The sequence below is a fragment of the Pseudomonas sp. fls2-241-R2A-110 genome (assembly GCF_030209165.1).
Lineage (GTDB): Bacteria > Pseudomonadota > Gammaproteobacteria > Pseudomonadales > Pseudomonadaceae > Aquipseudomonas.
Genome location: NZ_JARVSN010000010.1, coordinates 59,751 through 75,806, shown reverse-complemented (window position 1 = coordinate 75,806; position 16,056 = coordinate 59,751). Strand labels below are relative to the sequence as shown.

The following is a 16,056-nucleotide window of genomic DNA, read 5'->3' as shown; positions in this document are numbered from 1 at the left end:
ATGGAAACCCGAGCCCATCATGTATTGATCGGCCTGTTCACCGTGCTGGTGGTGGCAGGCGCCCTGCTCTTCGGTCTGTGGCTGGCCAAGTCCAGCGTCGATACCGAGTTCAAGGATTACGAGATCGTCTTCAACGAGGCGGTCAGCGGCCTGTCCAAGGGCAGTGCGGTGCAGTACAGCGGGATCAAGGTTGGCGACGTGGTCACGTTGCGCCTGGACCCGAAAGACCCGCGTCGGGTGCTGGCGCGGATTCGCCTGGGGGGTGATACGCCGATCAAGGAGGACACCCAGGCCAAGTTGGCGCTGACCGGGATCACGGGGACGTCGATCATCCAGCTCAGCGGTGGCACGCCGCAAAGCCCGACGCTGAGGGGCAAGGACGGTCATTTGCCAACGATTGTGGCGTCGCCCTCGCCCATCGCGCGCTTGATGAACGACAGCAATGACTTGATGGCAGGCGTGAGCGCGCTGATGCATAACGCCAATCAGATGTTTTCTCCTGACAACGTCGAGCGTGTCAGCAAGACGCTTGAGCATCTGGAGCAAACCACCGGCACCATCGCCGATCAACGCGGTGATATTCGTCAGGCGATGCAGCAACTGGCGTCGGTCGGCAAGCAAGCCGGTGGCATGCTCGAACAGACGTCAGCGCTGATGCGCAACGCCAATGGCCTGCTCAATGATCAAGGCAAGCAGATGTTCGGCAGCGCCGAGCAGGCGATGAAATCGCTGGAGCAAAGCAGCGCGACCATCAACACCCTCCTCACGACCAATCAGGATTCGCTCAACAGCGGGATGCAGGGCCTCAATGGCCTGGCGCCAGCGGTGCGTGAACTGCGCGATACCCTGACGGCATTGCGGGCCATCTCCCAACGCCTGCAAGCCAACCCTAGCGGTTATCTGCTGGGTGATGACAAGAACAAGGAATTCACGCCATGAAGTTTGCGCACCTCGCCCTCCTCGCCAGCTTCACCTGGGTCAGCTCCTGTTCGATCCTGCCAAAGTCCGAGCCGTCCGATGTCTATCGCTTGCCCGCGTCCCAGGGCAGCGCAGCGGCCAGCCACGGCGCGCCGCTACGCTGGTCGCTGCGCCTGGCCAAGCCACAGGCCAGCCAGGCCTTGAACAGCCCGAACATCGCGGTTATCCCTCAGGGCGACCTGCTCAGCAGCTACAAGGCGTCACGCTGGAGCGATCCGGCGCCGGTCCTGTTGCGCAATCGCCTGCTCGATGGTTTCCAGCGTGATGGTCGGGTGCCGTTGTTGAGCACCGATGACAGCAACTTCCAGGCTGATCTGGAATTGGGCGGCAATCTGCAGGCCTTCCAGACGGAGTATCAAGGCACGGCGGCCAGTGTGGTCGTGCGTCTGGATGCGTTGCTGGTGCGCGGGTATGACCAGCGGATCCTCGCCAGCCGTCGCTTCGAAGTGCGCCAACCGTTGAGCGATGTGCAGGTACCGGCGGTGGTGGCGGGATTTGGCCAGGCCAGTGATCAGCTGACGGCGCAGGTGGTGAGTTGGGCGGTTGAGCAAGGCCAGAAAGTCGCGCCGCCGCCAAAGCCCTGAATCCACCACAGAACCCCATGTGGGAGCGGGCTTGCCCGCAATAGCGGACTATCAGTCGACATCATCGTCGCCTGATACGACGCCATCGCGGGCAAGCCCGCTCCCACTGGGAATTTCGGTTAACCGAAGAACCAGTAGCAAACGCCGATAGCACCCAGTACGCCGGCAAGCTCCGCCAGCAGCGCACACCCGACCGCGTGCCGCGCGCGCTGAATTCCCACCGCGCCAAAGTACACCGCCAGGACATAGAACGTCGTTTCCGTACTGCCCTGCACTGTCGCCGCGACCAACGCAGGGAAGCTGTCTACACCCGATGTCTTCATGGTTTCGATCAGCATTGCCCGAGCGGCGCTGCCGGAGAACGGTTTGACCATCGCCGTTGGCAGTGCGTCGACGAAGCGCGTGTCCCAACCAGCCCATGCCACCAGATGACGGATACCGTCCAGGCCAAAGTCCAGCGCCCCGGAGGCTCGCAGCACGCCGACCGCGCACAGCATCGCCACCAGGTACGGCAATAGATTCTTGGCCACGTCGAAGCCTTCTTTTGCCCCTTCGACGAACGCTTCGTACACCTTCACCTTGCGCAGCGCGCCGATCACCAGGAACAGCATGATCAAGCCAAACAGCGTCAGGTTGCCGAGGATGGATGACAATCCCGCCAGAGCGCTCGCCGAGAGGGTCGCCAGCAGCGCCATGAAGGCACCAAGGGCCAAGGCACCCGGAATCAGATAGGCGAGCACCACCGGGTCCCAGATGCGCAGGCGTTGCATGAACGCTACCGACAAAAAGCCCACGATGGTCGAGCAACTGGTGGCCAGCAGGATGGGCAGAAACACCAGCGTCGGATCGGGCGCGCCTTGCTGGGCGCGATACATGAAGATCGTCACTGGCAGCAGGGTCAGCGAAGAGGCGTTGAGCACCAAAAAGAGGATCTGAGCGTTGCTCGCAATCGTGTCGCTGGGATTGAGCTCTTGCAGCGCTTTCATGGCTTTTAGGCCAATCGGTGTGGCGGCGTTGTCCAGGCCCAGGCCGTTGGCGGCAAAGTTCAGCGTGATCAGGCCGATGGCTGGGTGACCGGGCGGGACCTCCGGCATCAGACGCAGGAACAATGGGCCGAGCGCTTTGGCCAGCCATTCGACGATGCCGGCCTTTTCGGCAATTCGCAGAAAGCCTAGCCAGAGCGTCAGTGTGCCGAACAGCAGGACCATGACTTCGACAGACAACTTGGCCATGGCGAAGATGCTTTCCACCATCGCCGCGAAGATCCCGGCGTTTCCGCCAATCAGCCATTGCGCCAGCGCCGAAATGGCAGCCACGATGAAGAAGCCAAGCCAAAGGCCATTAAGCATCAGTCAAATCCCCCGGAAGATGCGGCGAATGATAGCGGGGTGTGCAGAAACGACAAACCCCGGATTTCTCCGGGGTTTGTTTGGTACCGCATTGGACCTTGTTGCACCCAATGCTATGGGCTGGCCTCAATTCACTGTGGGAGCGAGCTTGCTCGCGATGACTGACTCACAGGCAACATTAATGTCGACTGATCCACCGCTATCGCGAGCAAGCTCGCTCCCACAGAAAAGCCCATCTGCGCAGGTTATGCGTTAGTTGCTGGACGCTTCGCCTGCCGGCAGCTTTTCCTTGCTGCGCCAGTGCGGCAGGGAGTTCCAGTAGCGCTGGCCCTTGGCATCGTCGTACATGCCTTCCCAACGGGAGATGACCAGCACGGCCAAGGCGTTGCCGATCACGTTCAGTGCGGTACGGGCCATGTCCATGATGCGGTCGACACCGGCGATGAACGCCAGGCCTTCGAGCGGGATGCCGACGCTGCCCAAGGTGGCCAGCAACACCACGAAGGATACGCCCGGTACACCGGCGATGCCTTTGGAGGTGACCATCAGGGTCAGCACCAGCAGCAGTTGCTGGCTGATCGATAGATCGATGCCGTAGAGCTGAGCAATGAAGATGGCCGCGATGCTCTGGTACAGGGTCGAACCGTCAAGGTTGAACGAGTAACCGGTTGGCACCACGAAGCTGCAAATGGCTTTCGGTGCGCCGTAGGCTTCCATTTTCTCGATCACGCGCGGCAGCACGGTTTCGGAACTGGCGGTGGAGTAAGCCAGCACCAGCTCATCCTTGAAGATGCGCATCAGCTTGAGCACCGAGAAGCCGAAAACCTTGGCGATCAGGCCCAGCACCACGAAGGCGAAGAAGGCGATGGCGACGTAAACCAGGATCACCAGTTTGGCGAGCGGCAGCAGGGAGGCGAAACCGAAGTTGGCCACGGTCACCGCGATCAGTGCGAAAACGCCGATCGGGGCGTAGTTCATGATCATGTGGGTGACTTTGAACATGCTTTCCGAGACGCCCTGGAACATCTTCACCAGCGGTTCACGCAGGTCCGACTGCAGGCTCGACAAGCCGAGACCGAACAATACGGAGAAGAAGATGATCGGCAGCATCTCGCCGCGGGACATGGCCGCGAAGATGTTCGACGGGATCAGATTGAGGATGGTTTCGACGAACGCGTGTTCGTGCTGAACCTCGGCAGCAGTTGCCTGGTACTTGGAAATATCCACCGTACCCAAAGTGCTCATGTCGATGCCGGTGCCCGGATGGAACACGTTGGCCAGCACCAGACCGACCACGATGGCGATGGTGGTGACGATTTCGAAGTAAACGATGGTCTTCAGACCGATACGTCCAAGCTTCTTCGCGTCACCAACGCCTGCGATGCCGACGATCAGCGAGGAAATGACGATCGGGATAACGATCATCTTGATCAGACGGATAAAGATATCGCCTGCCGGTTGCAGGACGTTGCTGATCCACCAGGCTTTTTCGGCACTGAAATGGTTGAGCAGCGCACCGATTGCAATCCCCAATACCAGACCGATGAGGATCTGCCAGGCGAGGCTAAGCTTTGCCTTCTTCATATCTTTACCCTTACTTGCGTTTGACTCAGGCAGATGCAGGAACTGGAACGCTTGTGGCGAAAAAGTCGTATGCCTCTGCCCCCGTATAAGGTGCCCCGGAGCGAGTTGTATGGCTCTCTGGCAGGCGAAAAAAGGCGCAACTATTCCGATGCAAGGCTGCGACGTCTAATGCCGTAAACGCCTACCCTATGCCGAATCGGCATGAGCTTTTTCAATTGAAACTCGCGTCCCAACCGGTTCGAATACGACATTTCGGCAGGCATAAGTGCCGTGAACCGGCCATTACAGGGGAGGTTGGTCATTTTTTGAGCGGGGGGGAATAGGGCAAAACTTAGGAAAAAGCCTACGTTTCAAAGCGAAAACACTTCGTTCGCAAAGCAGATCTTTCTCGATATACGGTCACGAAAGAAACACCGCGCAACGGTTTTGCGAAGAGTCGAATTCGTTAAGCGCCGGGAATGAGCAGAACGCTCTAGGACGATACTTTTCATGCAAAAGCTCTACGCAAGCTCGTCAAATCACACTGGATCGGCGAACTTGCGTCGCAGCTATTCCTGACCCGGCCCTTGCGCAGACACTCCGTGTGCCCGTAGGTCACTCCGACCCTGTAACAGTCAGAACGTCCCGACCCCTTGGTCATGCGACTACCTTCCTCGGGTAGCGCATAGGGAAGAAGCGGTGCCGCCTCTCCCGTGTTTCGAACTCAGTACCAGTTTGGATCTTTCTTGAGCTGTTCCATCAACAAATCCTGCATACCTTGATCGGGTTTGCCGAGGAAGCGGTAGTCGGCATGTCGCGTTGGCGACTTGTCGGCTGGCAGCCCTGCGGGCACTTCGATCAGCATGGCGTAGGCGTCCTTTTTGTCGAAACTGAATGCCACGATCAGGCGTTTAGTCCGGCACGTCGACTTTGTTTCGCACAGTGGCCCGACCAGATACTTGTCGTGATCTTCTTCAACAGCATTCATTTGCTCGGCATCGCCAGACAGGTTCATCACCCATTCCGGCAGTCGTTGTTCCTTTTTAACGACTTTTGTCCAGGTTTCACGGTACTGCGGGTCTGCGCTCAGCAACTCGTTGACCCGCGACTGCCCATCATTGGCAGCGATTGCCATGGCACTACCGCCCAGAAGCAGGGCGGCTGCCAATGTCTTAAACGTGACGCTCATCTTCAACCTCGACCGCGACGGCCAAAGAAGAACGAAGCAATAAACATCACCAGGAACACGACAAAGAGAATCTTGGCGATACCCGTGGCGGTGCCCGCGATACCACCGAAGCCCAGTACCGCAGCAATGATGGCAATGATCAAGAATGTAATTGCCCAGCTCAACATGGTGATTCTCCTTACGCTTCTATATTAGAGGTAGTGCGTGTGGTGCTTTTCCCGGCGCATCGATCACGCCAAGTTCGTTTGCCTAGAACACCCAATGTTCCTGACGTGGCATCTGATCCGCAGGCTGAGCCTGGTCGACGTCCATCATTCGCATTGGAGCGAGGTCAGCCTGGTTACTGCTGACGGCTCTGAAATGAGTCTGGGTTGCCGGGTGAATCGATGCGTGCGGCGCCTCTGGCTGCTGGCTCTGTTCCCAAAGAAGGAACTGTTGGCCTGCGATCAGCGTGATCAACAGGGCCAGAAGGGCAAACAGGCCTTGCTGGATATGCAATGGCGAGATACGCAATTGGGCGGCACGTTGACGATTCATCCTGAAGCTCCTCCCACTCTGGTGGTGATCTGCTAGTGGGCGTCGATTATTTATGCCCTGCTTACCCTATCTATTGCAGCCTGCATGCCAGCTTTTTCGTAGAATTAAATCGTTTAAAATCAAGTAGTTAGGTTGTTAGTGAAAAGCACGCAGGACGCATCCTGCACGATGTCCTGCGCAAGGTCGTGCGTATTGCACGATCGCATCGAGGGAACTTTGAGAATTTTTGAATTGCGAGGAGGGCGCAGATGTCAGAAAAGGACGTGGGTAATCGCCTTAAAAGCGATATTTGAGTAAAAAACCAGATAAATCAGACCATTAGCTAACAGATTGGTAGAGAGCTACCCTGCCAGGGTTGGAATGGATCAGAATAAACCATGCAACTTGCCCGATTTTTCCGGGACTAACCAAGATCATTCATTAAATGGAGCGCAGGAACATGGAATCAGCCACTGAGCATCAAGGCCGCATTCTGCTGGTGGATGATGAATCCGCCATTCTGCGAACCTTCCGTTATTGCCTCGAAGATGAAGGCTATAGCGTCGCCACCGCGAACAGCGCAGCACAGGCCGACGCCTTGTTGCAGCGCCAGGTGTTCGATCTGTGCTTTCTCGATCTGCGCCTGGGCGAAGACAATGGCCTGGATGTTCTGGCCCAGATGCGTATCCAGGCACCCTGGATGCGAGTCGTCATCGTCACCGCTCACTCCGCCGTAGACACTGCAGTCGATGCTATTCAGGCTGGTGCCGCCGACTACCTCGTCAAACCCTGCAGCCCCGACCAATTGCGCCTGGCCACGGCCAAGCAGCTGGAAGTGCGCCAACTCTCCGCGCGCCTTGAAGCCCTTGAAGGCGAAGTGCGTAAATCCAAGGACGGCTTGGATTCACACAGCCCGGCCATGAAAGTCGTGCTCGAGACCGCACGCCAGGTGGCCGGCACTGACGCCAACATCCTGATCCTTGGCGAGTCCGGCACCGGTAAAGGTGAGCTGTCGCAAGCCATTCACGGTTGGAGCAAGCGCCAGAAGAAGTCTTGCGTGACTATCAACTGCCCGTCGCTGACGGCGGAATTGATGGAAAGCGAACTCTTCGGCCACAGCCGTGGCGCGTTTACGGGTGCCAGTGAAAGCACCTTGGGACGAGTCAATCAAGCGGATGGAGGCACGCTGTTTCTCGACGAAATCGGCGATTTTCCTCTAACGTTGCAACCAAAATTGCTCCGTTTCATCCAGGATAAAGAATACGAGCGTGTGGGCGACCCAGTGACGCGCCGCGCCGATGTGCGAATTCTTGCGGCGACCAACCTGAACCTGGAAGACATGGTGCGCGACGGTCGTTTTCGTGAAGACCTGCTCTATCGCCTGAACGTCATTACCCTGCACCTGCCGCCGCTGCGTGAGCGCAGGGAAGACATTCTGAACCTGGCTGACCGCTTTCTTGCGCGCTTCGTCAAGGAGTATGCCCGACCGGCGAGAGGCTTCAGCGATGAAGCCCGTGAGGCACTGCTGGGTTACCGCTGGCCCGGCAACATTCGCGAGCTGCGTAACGTGGTGGAGCGGGCGAGCATCATTTGTCCACAGGAGCGGGTCGAGATCAGTCACTTGGGCATGGCCGAGACTCCGATCAACAATGCGCCGCGCATCGGTGCTGCGTTGAGTCTGGATGAGCTGGAGAAAGCCCACATCGGTGCCGTGCTGGCCACGGCCGACACGCTGGATCAGGCGGCCAAAACCCTTGGCATCGACGCTTCGACCCTGTATCGCAAGCGCAAGCAGTACAACCTGTGAGCGCTGTCCGATGAAACTGGCGATGAAGCTGCGAACCCGGCTGTTCCTGAGTATTTCGGCGCTGATCACGGTGGCGTTGCTCGGGCTCTTGCTCGGGCTGGTGAGCGTGATGCAGATGGCCGCGACTCAGGAAGCAATGGTTCGCGAAAACTTTGTCACGCTGGATCTGGGGCTGAAATTGCGTCAGACCCTGGGCGATCAGCTCATGGTCATGGTCAATGAAACGCCCAACCCTGAAGCGTTTGAGTCGACCCGCCAGCATTACCTCCAGTTGTTGGACGAAGGCATCGCCCATGAACAAGAGGGCAACAACGACTTGTACGGATTCAAGCAGGCCAAGGCTGATTACCTCGACTTTCTTCAGGCCTACAGCCAGGCACGTGAACCGACACAGGTATTAAGTGGCAAAGAAGCGCTCACTGAAAAATTCAACGCACTGCGCAACGGCCTGATCACCGAACACAAGCGCGCGCTGGATAACATCAATGACACCGAACGCAAGGCCCGTGAGCGGGCGCTGCTGATCGCCGGTTTGCTGGGATTGGTGGGATTGGCGGTCTTGATCATCGGGTTCGTTACCGCCCATGCCATCGCCAGGCGTTTTGGCGCTCCGATCGAAGCTTTGGTGCAGGCTGCGGATAACATCGGCCAAGGCAATTTCGAAGTGACCCTGCCGGTGTCCTCCGCCGTGGAGATGAACCAGCTGACCAAGCGTTTCGGCATCATGGCCGAGGCGTTGCGCGAGCACCAGGCGATGAATGTCGACGAGCTGCTTGCCGGTCAGCAACGATTGCAGGCCGTACTCGACAGCATTGACGACGGATTGCTGATGATCGATCGCGATGGTCATCTCGAGCACCTCAACCCAGTGGCGCAACGCCAGTTGGGCTGGGACACCGATCGTCTCGGCCAAGGGCTGGGGGCGGCACTTGAACGGCCCGAACTCGATGAACAACTGCAGCTGGTGCTACGCGGCGGGACGCTCGAGCGGGCACCGGAAGACCTGAGCGTTGAGGTGGATGGCGAATCGAGGTTGCTGACCTATAGCCTGACGCCGGTCAGTCATACACAGGGTCACATTCTTGGCGCTGTAATGGTGTTGCATGACGTCACCGAGCAGCGCGCATTCGAACGGGTGCGCAGTGAGTTTGTCCTGCGGGCCTCCCATGAGCTGCGCACCCCGGTGACCGGCATGCACATGGCGTTCGGCTTGTTCCGCGAACGGGCGAAGTTTCCTGAGGATTCGCGCGAAGCTGATCTGCTGGACACCGTGAACGAAGAAATGCAGCGTTTGATGCAGCTGATCAACGACCTGCTGAATTTCTCACGTTACCAGAACGGATTGCAGAAGCTCACGCTGGCACCTTGTGCCATCGAGGATTTGCTTGAGCAGGCCCGGGGCCGTTTTACCGGGGCTGCGGCGTTCAAGGGCATTGAATTGCTGGTGGAGGTTCAGGGGCCGCTACCCAGGTTGCAGGCCGACCAGGGGCAACTGGACCGGGTTCTTGATAACCTCATTGATAACGCCTTGCGCCACACCGCCGAGGGTGGGTTGATACGTTTGCAGGCCCGACGTCATGGGGAACGGGTGATTATCAGCGTAGAAGATAACGGTGAAGGCATAGCGTACGGCCAGCAGGGGCGCATTTTCGAGCCCTTTGTTCAGGTCGGCCGCAAGAAGGGTGGCGCGGGGCTTGGCTTGGCCCTCTGCAAGGAAATCGTGCAGTTGCATGGCGGCCGAATGGGTGTCTATTCGCGGCCGGGGCAGGGGACCCAGTTCTACATGGCGCTGGCGGTATAAGCCGCAGCCATCTCTTCAGGCTTCATCATCCAGACGCCGGGCGCTCAGCCGGCGACCGCGGGTAATCAGTTCAATGAACTGTACGGCGCTCAGCGCATGGGCGAAAAGCCAACCCTGACCATACCTCACACCTTCACTGCTCAAAAACTTCGCTTGGGCTTCATGCTCGATTCCCTCAGCGATCACCTTGAGTTGCAGGGCTTGCGCCATATGGATGATGTGCGGTGCTACACCGCTGCTGGCGGCGTCATGGCCCAGTGCATCGATAAACGCCTTGTCGATTTTCAGGCAGTCCACCGGCAGGGTTTGCAGGTAGGCGAGGCTGCAATAACCCGTGCCAAAGTCATCGATCAGCACCTGATGCCCGACATCGCGCAGCGCTTGCAGGTTTTCCCTGGCCACCACCACATCGATCAAGCCGCGTTCAGTCACCTCGAAAGCAATCTGCTTTGCCGCAACCCGATGCAAGGTCAGCAGGCGGGCCATCACCTGACCGATACGCGGGACCATGACGTCGCAAGCCGCCAGGTTGACGGAGATGTACAGCTGTGGATTGGCGCGCAGCAACTGTCCCAGTTGTTCAAGCAAGCGCTGCAATACGAAGTCGGTCATCTGACGGATCTGGCCGGTGTTTTCGGCCATCGGGATGAACAGGTCGGGACTGGTCAGCGTGCCGTCCGGCCTTCGCCAGCGCAGCAAGGCTTCGGCGCCGACACAGTTGCGACTGTTGAGATCGAAGATGGGTTGATACAACACCTGCAATTCGCCTCGGCGAATGGCGCCGTTCAATTCGGCGTCCAGCGACTGTCGCTGTCGCACCAGCAAAAACACCATGAAACCAACGAAGACACCCAAGGCCAGGCTGGCCGGCAGCAGCCACCACCACACGGCAGGCACATGCATGCCCGTGCGCGGGGTGATCAGCACTAATTGGTATTCGGGGTTGTTGGTGGGCATGCGGTAAATCAAGCGGGTTTGTGTCACTTGCAGTGCGTCCTGGCTTTTTGGCGGCCAGGGTTCCGTGGGTGGCCAGACTTGCTCGACACCCAGAACCGGAATCGCGCGGTTACCGTGATCGAGCACGACCAGCAGGCTGCTGCCCGGGGACAAATCGACCATGTCGGTCAAATGTCCGCGAGACGTCGCGACACGGAAGTTGCCACGTCCGAGCATCAGCGCAGCACGGTTTTCATCGGGCTCGGTCGTGGTGTTCAACCAGAAACTGTAGGTAGGGCCCCTGATGTCCGGTGGTCGTGTCAGCGACAACACTTCCTGGCGAGGACGGTTTGAGCAGATTCGCGGACCATCCATGTAAGCGGCTTCGTAAACGAAGCGGTAGTTGAAACTGACTTGTTGCAAGGTCGCGACCATCGCCGTATCACACGTTCGCAGCGGCTGGGCTTCCAGGTCGTCGAGGCTCTCTCGAAGCTGGCCGAACAACTGCTCCAGGCGGACCAGGAAGCGCTCGCCCTGAGCGTTCATTTCCTCGCTTTCGCTCTGTTCGACCTGATGCATTGCCACGAACAGGCTGCCGGCCATCAATAGCGTCGCGCTGAAGGCAGCAGCCAGTATCGCCAAGAACCAGGGGCGATAGAACCAACTACGAAGCGTCTCTCGAGCTACAGCCATCATGGATATCCGAAGAATTACCAATGAGTTATAGCTGTTGATTTGGAAATAGCCCTGACCGTCGGGCGGGCGTCATTATTTTGTCTGATTCAAAACCTGTAGCAACGCTGCGGTTTGAGCGTCCGGGGTGCCGTCGAAGCGGGTGGGGCGGAAATGCATCTGGAAAGCGGCCAGTACATGGCGTGTCGCTACATCCAGCTCACCTGTTTGCGGCGTGGCGTAACCCAGGTGAGCCAGCTGTGACTGAAACCAGCTGATGCTTGGCAGTTCGACTTCATACCGGGCTTGCTGGCGTGCAACCGCCTGCTCGTTGGGCCAGAGACCCAGGCCTTCGGCGGCCAGGCGTTTCCAAGGGAATAGCGGGCCAGGGTCGAGCTTGCGCAGCGGCGCAATGTCGCTATGACCGATGATGGCGTCAGGGTTGATGTTGTGACGTTTGCTGATGTCCTTGAGCAGGAAGATCAACGATTGAACCTGAGCTTCGCTGTAGGGATACCACAAGCGACCGGTCGGGGTGTCTTTGAAGCCCGGATTGACGATCTCGATGCCGATGGAGCTGGAGTTCAGCCAGGTCCGGCCTTGCCATTCACTTTCACCGGCGTGCCAGGCGCGCAGATTTTCATCCATCAGCTTATAGATGGTGGCGCTTTTATCGTCGCCGATCAGATAGTGGCTGCTGACCTCGCCATGGGTCAGCAACTGCAGCGAGCGCTCAAGCGAGGCGTTGGTGTAATGCACCACCACGAACTGAATGCGACTGTCGTAATTGGCTGAAGGGTGACTGGTGTCGATCCGCGGCCCGCTGGCGCAACCGGCCAGCAGGAGCAGCGACACAATGAGAGCAAGACATTTCATGGTTGTAGGCAATACACGCAAGGCAGTAATGCAACAGTGTAACGTACTGCCTCGCGTGCAGAGGGCAAAAGCGTTTTTTTAAATAAAATGGAACAATTGCCTGTCAGCCTGGTTCGACCCGGTTGCGGCCACCATTCTTTGCGCGATACAACGCCTGATCAGCTCTTTTCAGTGCTTGATCACTGTGTTCCGCGGTTTTCAATGCAGTAAAACCTACGGACAGCGTGATGGTCACCCGCTCGCCCTTGAAGTGAAAAGGACAGGCTTCAATGGAGGCGCGAAAAGTTTCAAGCAGCTTTGCGCCGTCTACCAATGAGGTGCCAGGCATCAACATGACAAACTCCTCACCTCCGAACCGTGCAATGAAATCGGTTCCCCGCAGGCGTTTGCGCAGCACGCTGGCGATGATTTTCAGTACTTTGTCACCCGCAAGGTGCCCGTAGTTATCGTTGATGCGTTTGAAGTGGTCGAGGTCCAGCATCGCCAGCAACAAGGTGTTGCCGTGTTGCTGCCAATGGCGAACCTCGTGCTCCAGTCGCTCACTCCAGGCGGCTCGATTGGGCAGGCTGGTGAGCGGATCGATCAGGGCTTTCTGGCGCTGTTCTTCGAGGTGCTCGCGGTAGCCCAGCGCTTCCTGCTCCATGTGTGCCACTCGCTCGGCCAAGCTTTGCAGGCGTGCGGCGATTTCGTGTTCACGCTCGTCGCGCTGCTTTTGGTGTTGGTCCATCGTGCCCAGCAGGCCTTCGAGATGGTTCTCAAGGACGTGCTTGAGGTCCTCCAGATCTGCCGCTTCCTGCATGCTGCTTTGCAAACCGTCGACCTGCTCGCGGATCTGCGTGTCCATTTCGCGCGCGGCAGATCGATTGTCGGCATGGCCGTCACTGGCTGCCTGCAAGTTGCTCTGGAATGACTCCAGTCGTTCGTTGAGGTGCTGCAAGTAAGCTTCGAATTCGTGCTGGCCGCTGTCGGTGATGGCCAGCATCAATGTCGCCAGATCGTCGAGGATCGGGATCAACTCGTACCAATTCAAGCCGTTTTGCAGGCGGTCGCGCATCGCTTCGGCTTGCGGCCGATGGCGTTCAGGCAGCGTCAGGTCGTCAAGGAGGCCCAACAGCGTGTCTTCAATATGCTTGGCTACAGAACTGTAGGAAGGCTCGGGTGAGTCCGGCAAGGCATAAACAACGTCACCTGACTCAGGTTCCTGCGCATTGTCGCTCGCCAATGCCGAGTTCAATTCGTCAGGATTGATTGCCTGTGGAACTTGCGCGGCGGGTGCGATGACTGGCTGTGCTGGCTCTTCCAGTTGTTCAAAATCGCTCGGCTCCTGTGGCTCTACCGGCTGCGCACATTCAGGCGCGGGGGCAAGGACTGGCGGGACAAACGGCACGACGTCGGGAGCGGTAACCTCATTGGGAGCGGCCTGTATTACCAAGGGCTCAGGGGTTGCAGCGACAAGTTGGGCGTCGTGTTCCGGTGACGGCGCGACTGGAGGCGGCTCGATCGTGGGCGCGGGATTGACTGTTACCGGTTGACTCTCGGCAGCCGGTGGGTTTGTCGGTTCAACGGTCTGCTGGGCAGGCGCTTGCACGGTAGCGACGGCAACCGACGTGGCCTCATTCCCTTCCCGGTTACCGAACAGCCTCTGCAAAAAACCAGGACGATCAGGCTCTGTCGGGTTATCCAGTTGGCGCAAGGCGTTGCCTTGCAGGCCACTCAGCTCGCTGAGCAGCAACGGAATTTCCCTTGCCTGACTGACCCGGCCATCCAGTTGTTTGGCAAAATTCTTGAGCGGTCGGCTGACTTCACGCGGCAGCGGCAGTGTTTGCAGCTGGGCCACCAGTGCAGTCAGTGCGGCGCTGGTCTGATTGACCCGGGTTTCCCGGCGCTGTTCTGAGTCGAGCACCGCTTTTTCGAGCCGTGGCAACAGGGCGGCCAGGCCGGCGTCCATATCATCGGTGCGCACGACTTCGCGCATTTCCTTCATGCATTGATCAACGGCGCGATCGGTGCCTTCCGCGGCAAGCGTGCTGCGCACCAGGCCACGGCGCAGCAGGTCGAGCCTGGCGTTCCATCGGCGTTCGAGCTTTTCCTGTTGTTCAATGCTTTTGAGGTATTTCTCTTTCCAACGCTCTGTTTCGTCGCTCATTCAAGGGATCCGCGAGGGGCAGGACTCAACGCGGGCAATGCATCGGCCGTGAGCGAACCCGGCAGACGAATCTCTACCGCGACGGGCAGGTGGTCTGAAATCGGTTGTGCCAGCACCTCGACCTTTTCAAGGGTCAGGGTGGGGCTGAGCAGAATATGGTCCAGGCAGCGCTGCGGACGCCAACTGGGGAAGGTCGCTTCCAGTTGTGGCGCGAGCAGGCCGAGGTCACGCAACGGGGAGTTTTGCAGCAAGTCACTGGCGTGGGTGTTCATGTCGCCCATCAGCACCTGGTGTTTGTAGCCGCCGATCAACTCGCGAATGTAAGCCAGTTGCATCGTGCGCACCCGAGCGCCGAGAGCAAGGTGCATCATCACCACCACCAACGCCTCCGGACCCTCGCCGAAGCGCACCAGGATGGCTCCGCGCCCTTTGGGGCCCGGCAGTGGATGATCCTCAATCGCCCACGGGCGCAGTCGGCTCAGCACGCCATTGCTGTGCTGGCCGAGGCGGCCGAGATTGCGGTTGAGTTGCTGATACCAGTAGGGGAAGGCGCCAAGTTGCGCCAGGTGTTCAACCTGATTGACGTAACCCGATCGCAGGCTGCCGCCATCAGCTTCCTGCAGGGCAACCAGATCGAAGTCGCCCAACAGATTGCCGATCTTTTGCAGGTTGTCGGCACGCCCGGTGTGTGGCAACAGATGTTGCCAGCCACGGGTCAGGTAGTGCCGATAACGCTCGGTACTGATGCCGACCTGGATATTGAAACTGAGCAGGCGCAGACGGCTGTCTGCGGGCAAGCCCGTCGATTCCAGATGATGTTCGTTGACCTGCGGATCATGCAGGCCAACGACCCGTTCAGTACCCCAGCGGCGCATGGCAGGCCCCGCGCTTAGTTGGCGGCAGCCTTGTTAGCCGCTCGCTCTTTGTCGACCAGTTTATCGGCCAGTTGCAGGGCTTGCTCGGCGCCGCCGGCAGAGCCTATGTCGAAGCGATACTTGCCGTTGACGATCATGGTTGGAACGCCGGAGATTTCATATTTCTTGGCCAGTTCACGCGCCTGGACGATCTTGCCCTTGATGGCGAAGGAGTCGAACGTCGCCAGGAACTTGTCCTTGTCTACGCCTTGAGTGGCGAGGAAGTCGGCCATGTCGGCTTTATCGGTCAGCTTTTTGTGTTCTTTCTGAATCGCGTTGAACACCGCGGCGTGAACCTTGCTCTCGACGCCCATGGCTTCAAGGGTCAGGAACATCTGGCCGTGTGCATCCCAAGGGCCGCCGAACATCGCCGGAATACGGACAAAGTTTACATCCGAAGGCAGCTTCTCGACCCAAGGATTGATCACCGGTTCAAAAGCGTAGCAGTGCGGGCAGCCGTACCAGAACAGCTCCACGACTTCGATTTTGCCAGGCACGGCGACCGGAACCGGATTGCTCAGTTCGACATAAGGGGCGGCGGGTGCTTCGGCAGCTTGTGCAGTCATGCCGAACAGGCTGGCAGCGACGAGTGCGGCGCTGATGATCAGATTACGCATGCTTTACTCCTGGACAATTTTGGTCGCTTCGCGCGACCTGTTTTCAGACAGGTCATGGCGGGCGTGAGTTCTGTAGTGTAACGGCAGCGGCCACAAAAAAGGGCGGCC

At 58.6% G+C, this 16,056-nt stretch carries 14 protein-coding genes; 4 read left to right on the top strand and 10 right to left on the bottom strand.

The window, feature by feature from the left end:
- Both QRN31_RS08555 and QRN31_RS08550 read left to right on the top strand, forming a co-directional pair.
- Complete coding sequence (locus QRN31_RS08555; RefSeq protein ID WP_285431436.1) at window positions 1–939, top strand: MlaD family protein; 939 nt, start codon at window positions 1–3, stop codon at window positions 937–939.
- Entirely contained in the window at window positions 936–1,562 is a 627-nt protein-coding gene (locus tag QRN31_RS08550) for an ABC-type transport auxiliary lipoprotein family protein (RefSeq protein ID WP_285431435.1), read from the top strand. Before QRN31_RS08555 ends, QRN31_RS08550 begins: the two co-directional genes overlap by 4 nt.
- 119 nt (window positions 1,563–1,681) lie before the next feature.
- Here QRN31_RS08550 and QRN31_RS08545 read toward each other — a convergent pair whose 3' ends face one another.
- From QRN31_RS08545 to QRN31_RS08525, 5 genes are all read right to left on the bottom strand, one after another.
- The gene (locus QRN31_RS08545) at window positions 1,682–2,911 is read right to left on the bottom strand and encodes a spore maturation protein (RefSeq protein WP_090177461.1); all 1,230 of its coding nucleotides are present in this window, start codon (window positions 2,909–2,911) and stop codon (window positions 1,682–1,684) included.
- A gap of 252 nt (window positions 2,912–3,163) precedes the next feature.
- Complete coding sequence (gene gltP, locus QRN31_RS08540) at window positions 3,164–4,495, bottom strand: glutamate/aspartate:proton symporter GltP (protein WP_285431433.1); 1,332 nt, start codon at window positions 4,493–4,495, stop codon at window positions 3,164–3,166.
- A gap of 703 nt (window positions 4,496–5,198) precedes the next feature.
- Window positions 5,199–5,663 (bottom strand): inhibitor of vertebrate lysozyme family protein, encoded by a 465-nt coding sequence (locus tag QRN31_RS08535; protein ID WP_285431432.1) that lies wholly within the window; start codon window positions 5,661–5,663, stop codon window positions 5,199–5,201.
- Window positions 5,664–5,665: 2 nt separating this feature from the next.
- Window positions 5,666–5,830 (bottom strand): DUF1328 domain-containing protein, encoded by a 165-nt coding sequence (locus tag QRN31_RS08530; RefSeq protein ID WP_003177151.1) that lies wholly within the window; start codon window positions 5,828–5,830, stop codon window positions 5,666–5,668.
- Between the two features lie 82 nt (window positions 5,831–5,912).
- Window positions 5,913–6,200 carry a hypothetical protein gene (locus QRN31_RS08525; protein ID WP_285431430.1) on the bottom strand — a complete coding sequence of 96 codons (288 nt, stop codon included), beginning with the start codon at window positions 6,198–6,200 and terminating at the stop codon, window positions 5,913–5,915.
- A gap of 439 nt (window positions 6,201–6,639) precedes the next feature.
- Between QRN31_RS08525 and algB the strand changes: the two genes are divergently transcribed.
- Complete coding sequence (gene algB, locus QRN31_RS08520; protein WP_222589184.1) at window positions 6,640–7,986, top strand: sigma-54-dependent response regulator transcription factor AlgB; 1,347 nt, start codon at window positions 6,640–6,642, stop codon at window positions 7,984–7,986.
- 10 nt (window positions 7,987–7,996) lie between these two features.
- On the top strand, window positions 7,997–9,787 hold the full coding sequence (locus tag QRN31_RS08515; protein ID WP_285431429.1) for a KinB sensor domain-containing domain: 1,791 nt from the start codon (window positions 7,997–7,999) through the stop codon (window positions 9,785–9,787).
- A gap of 15 nt (window positions 9,788–9,802) precedes the next feature.
- Here the strand turns inward: QRN31_RS08515 and QRN31_RS08510 are convergent, their stop codons facing one another.
- From QRN31_RS08510 to QRN31_RS08490, 5 genes are all read right to left on the bottom strand, one after another.
- A complete protein-coding gene (locus tag QRN31_RS08510) occupies window positions 9,803–11,416 on the bottom strand; it encodes an EAL domain-containing protein (protein WP_285431427.1) in 1,614 nt (537 codons plus the stop codon).
- A gap of 75 nt (window positions 11,417–11,491) precedes the next feature.
- Window positions 11,492–12,271: an N-acetylmuramoyl-L-alanine amidase gene (locus QRN31_RS08505; RefSeq protein ID WP_285431425.1), complete on the bottom strand. Its 780-nt coding sequence runs from the start codon at window positions 12,269–12,271 to the stop codon at window positions 11,492–11,494.
- A gap of 103 nt (window positions 12,272–12,374) precedes the next feature.
- On the bottom strand, window positions 12,375–14,417 hold the full coding sequence (locus QRN31_RS08500) for a diguanylate cyclase (RefSeq protein WP_285431423.1): 2,043 nt from the start codon (window positions 14,415–14,417) through the stop codon (window positions 12,375–12,377).
- Window positions 14,414–15,292 carry an endonuclease/exonuclease/phosphatase family protein gene (locus QRN31_RS08495; RefSeq protein WP_222589188.1) on the bottom strand — a complete coding sequence of 293 codons (879 nt, stop codon included), beginning with the start codon at window positions 15,290–15,292 and terminating at the stop codon, window positions 14,414–14,416. Before QRN31_RS08495 ends, QRN31_RS08500 begins: the two co-directional genes overlap by 4 nt.
- A gap of 14 nt (window positions 15,293–15,306) precedes the next feature.
- The gene (locus tag QRN31_RS08490; RefSeq protein ID WP_285431421.1) at window positions 15,307–15,948 is read right to left on the bottom strand and encodes a thiol:disulfide interchange protein DsbA/DsbL; all 642 of its coding nucleotides are present in this window, start codon (window positions 15,946–15,948) and stop codon (window positions 15,307–15,309) included.
- Window positions 15,949–16,056: the final 108 nt, after the last annotated feature.